Below are 5462 nucleotides of genomic sequence, written 5' to 3' on the forward strand. Positions count from 1 at the left end.
GCTCTTAATTTCTTATTTCGGCCCAGGTCCCCGGGCGGGCTCTTTCCCATTTCTAAAAAATCTAAATTAAACCCGGTGTTTGGAAATGGGGTGCGGCCCGGGTTAAAACCCCGGGCCCCCAACCACTCCCGCCATTCGATGGAGTGAACCATGGCTTGGTATATCGTGCGGCGGCTGCTCCAGATGATCCCGGTCTTCCTCGGGGCCACGCTGCTCATCTATTCGATGGTCTTCCTGATCCCCGGCGACCCCATTCAGGCGCTGGCCGGTGACCGTCAGATGACCCCGGCGGTGGAGGCGGCGTTGCGCGCCAGATACCACCTGGATCAGCCGTTCTTCATTCAATACCTGGAATATCTGAAAGGTATTGTCACCCTTGACTTCGGCACGTCGTTCTCCGGCCGCCCGGTGCGCGACGAGCTGGCCCGCGCCTTCCCGATCACCTTCCGGCTGGCCATCATGGCCGTCTGCATCGAGGCCATTTTCGGCATAACTTTCGGTCTGATCGCCGGACTGCGCAAGGGCAAACTGTTCGACTCCACCATGCTGGTGCTCAGCCTGGTCATCATCGCGGTGCCGATCTTCGTGGTCGGCTTCCTGGCGCAGTATCTGCTCGGCGTGAAATGGGGTATCGCACCGGTGACGGTCGGCGCGAAGGCCGGATTCACCGATCTGCTGGTGCCCGCCTTCGTGCTCGGATCGCTGTCCTTCGCCTATGTGCTGCGGCTGACGCGAAACTCGGTGGCGGAGAACATGTCCGCCGACTACGTGCGCACCGCCACCGCCAAGGGGCTGAGCCGCCGACGCGTCATCGTGGTGCACATCCTGCGCAATTCGATGATCCCGGTGGTCACCTTCCTCGGCACCGACCTCGGCTACCTGATGGGCGGCGCGGTCGTCACCGAGGGCATCTTCAATATTCCGGGCGTGGGCGGCACGCTGTACCAGGCGATCGTGCGCGGCGAACCACCCACCGTGGTGGCCTTCGTGACCGTGCTCATCGTGATACTGCTGCTGGCGAACCTGCTCGTCGATCTGCTCTACGCCGCCCTCGACCCGAGGATCCGCTATGCCTGAGATCGCGAAAACTCGTGCGGGACAAGAACATTTCGTGGCCCCGCCGGACGAGGTCGAAGTGCTGGCCACCGACCGGCTCGACGAATCCGGCGCGCCGACCAGCGTCTGGCGTGATGCCTGGCGGCAGCTGCGGCGCAATCCGATCTTCGTCATCGCCGCACTGCTGCTGATCTTCGTGGTGCTGGTCGCGGCCTGGCCGGAACTGTTCACGAATCAGGATCCGCGGTACTGCAACGGTGATTTCAGCATGCACAAACCGGGCAGCGGACACCCCTTCGGCTTCGACAAACAGGGCTGCGATATCTACGCCCGCACCGTTTACGGCGCGCGGGCGTCGGTGCTGACCGGTATCGGCTCCACCGCGCTGTTCGTGCTCATCGGCGGGGCCCTGGGCGCGATCGCCGGATACTATGGCGGACTGTTCGATTCGATCATCTCCCGGATCGCGGAGATCTTCTACGCGCTGCCGCTCATGCTCGCCGCCATCGTGCTCATGCAGATGCTGTCCTCGCGCACCATCTGGACCGTCATGATCACCCTGGCCTCGTTCTCCTGGCCGCAGGCCGCCCGCATCACCCGGGGCGCGGTCATCGAAGCCAAGAACAGCGAATACGTCACGGCGGCAAAGGCATTGGGCGTCTCCAGATTCCGGACGCTGCTGCGGCACGTACTGCCCAACTCGGCCGGTCCGATGATCGTGGTCAGCACCATCTCGCTCGGCGTCTTCATCGTCACCGAGGCGACGCTGTCCTACCTCGGCGTCGGACTGTCCCGGCAGATCGTGTCCTGGGGCTCCGATATCGCGGTGGACCAGAAGGAGATTCGCACCTCCGCGATCCTGTTCTATCCGGCGACCGCGCTCGCGCTGACCGTGCTCAGCTTCATCATGCTCGGTGACGCCGTCCGCGATGCCCTCGATCCCAAGGCCCGGAAGAGGTGACCGATATGGACAAACCACTGCTCGAAGTCCGCGACCTGAACGTGAGCTTCACCTCCGACGGTAAGCAGATCCCGGCCGTGCGCGGGGTGAACCTGACCGTCTACCCGGGCCAAACCGTCGCCATCGTCGGCGAATCCGGCTCCGGGAAATCGACCACCGCGCACGCCATCATCGATCTGCTGCCCGGCACCGGGCGAATCACCGACGGCTCCATCATGTTCGGCGGCAAGGATCTGGCCAAGGCGTCCAAACGCGAGATCGTCGGCGTACGCGGCCGGGGGATCGGGTTCGTGCCGCAGGACCCCATGTCGAATCTGAATCCGGTGTGGAAAGTCGGATCCCAGATTCGGGAAACCTTGGAGGCCAATGGCATTGCCAAGGGTAAGGCCGCCAAACAGCGGGCGGTGGAGCTGCTCACCGAAGCGGGGATGCCCGATGCCGAACATCGGGTCAATCAGTATCCGCACGAATTCTCCGGCGGTATGCGCCAGCGCGCGCTCATCGCCATCGGATTGTCTTGCCGCCCGGAGCTTCTCATCGCAGATGAGCCCACGTCCGCGCTGGACGTGACCGTGCAGCGGCAGATTCTGGATCATCTCGACACCCTCACCAGTGAACTCGGCACGGCCGTCCTGCTCATCACGCACGACCTCGGATTGGCCGCCGAACGCGCCGAACACCTGGTGGTCATGTATCGCGGCCGGGTGGTGGAATCCGGTCCGGCACAACAGATTCTGCGCGAACCGCAGCATCTGTACACCAAGAAGCTGGTGAACTCCGCGCCGTCGCTGGCCTCACAGCGGCTGTCCTCGGTACAGCAGCGCGCCGAAGTGCGGGCCCAGGCCGTGCAGGTGGCGGGCCAGCTCGCCGAGGCCGACGCCGAATTCGCCGCCGCACCGGACGACGTGCTGACGGTGGAGAACCTCACCAAGGTCTACAAGATCCGCGGCAGCACGCCCTGGAAATCCACCGAACTCGTTGCCGCCGATGATGTCTCGTTCCGGCTGCAACGCGGCACCACCACCGCCATCGTCGGCGAATCCGGCTCCGGAAAATCCACCGTGGCGCAGATGGTGCTTGGCCTGCTCGAACCGACCTCCGGCCGGGTCACCTTCGACGGCCGCGAGGTCGCGACCCTGAACACCAAGGCCGCCTTGGCTTTCCGCCGCCGCGTCCAACCCGTCTTCCAGGACCCCTACGGTTCCCTCGACCCCATGTACTCCATCTACCGCACCATCGAGGAACCGTTGCGGACGCACGGCATCGGTACCGCCAAGGAACGCGAAGCCACCGTCCGCGACCTCCTCGACAAGGTCTCCCTGCCCGCCTCGGTCATGCGCCGCTACCCCAACGAACTCTCCGGCGGCCAGCGTCAGCGCGTCGCCATCGCCCGCGCTCTGGCCCTGTCCCCGGAGGTCGTTGTCTGCGATGAAGCCGTCTCCGCCCTGGACGTGCTGGTCCAGGCCCAAATCCTGCAACTGCTCAACGAACTGCAAGCCGAACTCGGCCTGTCCTACCTCTTCATCACCCACGACCTGGCCGTAGTCCGCCAGATCGCCGACAACGTGGTGGTCATGCAATCCGGCAAAGTGGTCGAGGCCGCACCCACCACCGACGTGTTCGACAACCCGCAATCCCCGTATACCCAACGACTCCTGGACGCCATCCCGGGCCGGGACCTGCTCGTCAGCTGATATGTGACCTGCCAGTAGCCTCGTATCTCGTGACCGATCCGCTACAGCCACTCGTCGAACTGCCCGGTGTGGTCGAGGCCGCCGACAAAGCGCGCGACGCGCTCGCTGAAGTGCACCGGCACAAGGCGAATCGCCGGGGATGGCCGACCACCGCGGCCGAGGCGGCGGTGCGCGCGGCCCGATCCTCGGCGGCCATCGAGGGCGGGACCATCGACCTGCCCGCCGACGGCAATGTCGAGGATCCGATCCTCGCGGGCGCACTGCGGGTCGGCCAAGCCCTGGACGGTGACGCCCTGCGCACCTTGGTCGGCGTGTGGGAGCGAGCTCCACTGCAGGCGTTAGCCCGCTTACACCTGCTGGCGGCGGCCGACATGGTCGAGGACAAGGAGTTGCTGGGGCGGCCGCGCAATGTGCCCGGCGTGGCCGAACGGCTGGATCTGCTCGCGCAGACCGTGCAGGCCACCAAGGCCCCCGCCCCTGTGATCGCGGCCATCGTGCACGGCGAACTGCTCGCGCTGCGGCCCTTCGGAACCGGTGACGGCATCGTCGCGCGGGCGGCCTCGCGGCTGGTCGCCGTGTCCAGTGGGCTGGACCCGCACAGCCTCGGTGTGCCCGAAGTGTTCTGGTTGCGGCGTCGCCAGGCGTATCTGGACGCGGCCGCCGGATTCGGCATGGGTACCGCGGAAGGCGTCGGCGGCTGGGTGATCTTCACCAGCGGCGCGCTGGAAGATGGTGCGCGCGAAGCCCGTTCGATCGCCGACGCGGCGGCGGGCTGAGTCCGGACATCAAAGCGGGCGGCGTAATCGCTCTCGCGATCTCACCGCCCGCATAGCACGGATCGCCTGGTTACCAAGCGTGCTTCTCGGGTTGTGTTTACGGCCTCGGCGAGCTCTCCGGGTCCGGTGCGGATCGTCCCCGCACAGTTGCGAGGCATTACCGCCGAATCCTCGGATAACGCAGGCCCACAACTACTCGTGCCCTTGTCGCGGCGTGCTCCGCGTGGGTGCCTGGTGTCCGTGCTGGGAAGGGTGGGTCGGGAAACCGGATCTTCTCTTCCGATCCGATCTTGGCCTTCCGTCCTTCCGTGCGTCCATTGTTACCCTGTGACCGCCCTCACATCAAGAGCTGGGGAAACATTCGAAAAGTCGGCGTGTCGGGCATTTTTGTGCATTGGCGTTTCTATTCGGACCGGCGGTGTGGCCGACTACCGCCGGCGGCGCAGCAGCCGGTAGCTCACCGCGCCCGCGGCCAGCGCGCTCAACGCCACCACGGCACTCGCGGCGACGGTCGTGGTGGAGGGTTGCGGGATGCGCGCCCACAGCGATACCGGGTTCTCGAAGGTCAGCACCGGCCAGCCGCGCGCGACCGCCTCCCGGCGCAGCGCGCGATCCGGATTCACCGCGGTGGGATGCCCGACCGCGCTCAGCATCGGCAGATCGGTCACCGAATCGGAGTACGCGTAACACTTGGTGAGGTCGTAACCGTTTGCGGCGGAGAGCTTTTCGATGGCCTCCACCTTGCCCTCGCCATAGCAGTAGAACTCGACGTCGCCGGTGTACTTGTTGTCCTGGACCACCATTCGGGTGGCGGCGAAATGATCCGCGCCCAGCGCCTGCGCGATCGGGGCCACCATCTCCTCGCCCGACGCCGAGACGATGATCACGTCGTGACCCCGAATCCGGTGGTCCGCAATGAGATCCGCGGCCTCGGCGTAGATGAGCGGATCCACGATGTCGTGCAGTGTCTCGGCG

The 5462-nt window shown here is 65.5% G+C and carries 5 protein-coding genes; 4 read left to right on the forward strand and 1 reads right to left on the reverse strand.

The features are described from left to right. Positions 1-150 precede the first annotated feature (150 nt). The 4 genes from ACFC4D_RS38200 to ACFC4D_RS38215 are packed head-to-tail and all read left to right on the forward strand — an operon-like array spanning position 151 to position 4487. Positions 151-1077, forward strand: coding sequence for an ABC transporter permease (locus ACFC4D_RS38200; protein ID WP_375962238.1), 927 nt, complete (start codon positions 151-153; stop codon positions 1075-1077). Next, positions 1070-2017 (forward strand): ABC transporter permease, encoded by a 948-nt coding sequence (locus ACFC4D_RS38205; RefSeq protein ID WP_364637534.1) that lies wholly within the window; start codon positions 1070-1072, stop codon positions 2015-2017. The genes ACFC4D_RS38200 and ACFC4D_RS38205 overlap by 8 nt, the downstream gene beginning before the upstream one ends. 5 nt (positions 2018-2022) lie before the next feature. Further along, positions 2023-3711, forward strand: coding sequence for a dipeptide ABC transporter ATP-binding protein (locus tag ACFC4D_RS38210; protein ID WP_376070760.1), 1689 nt, complete (start codon positions 2023-2025; stop codon positions 3709-3711). A gap of 29 nt (positions 3712-3740) precedes the next feature. Further along, entirely contained in the window at positions 3741-4487 is a 747-nt protein-coding gene (locus ACFC4D_RS38215; protein WP_375962244.1) for an oxidoreductase, read from the forward strand. Positions 4488-4915: 428 nt separating this feature from the next. On the opposite strand, the gene ACFC4D_RS38220 is transcribed toward ACFC4D_RS38215, so the two are convergent. Further along, positions 4916-5462: HAD family hydrolase (locus ACFC4D_RS38220; protein WP_376070763.1), on the reverse strand; the 547-nt coding region annotated here is incomplete at its 5' end.

It is taken from the genome of Nocardia sp. NPDC056000 (genome assembly GCF_042269265.1).
Lineage (GTDB): Bacteria > Actinomycetota > Actinomycetes > Mycobacteriales > Mycobacteriaceae > Nocardia.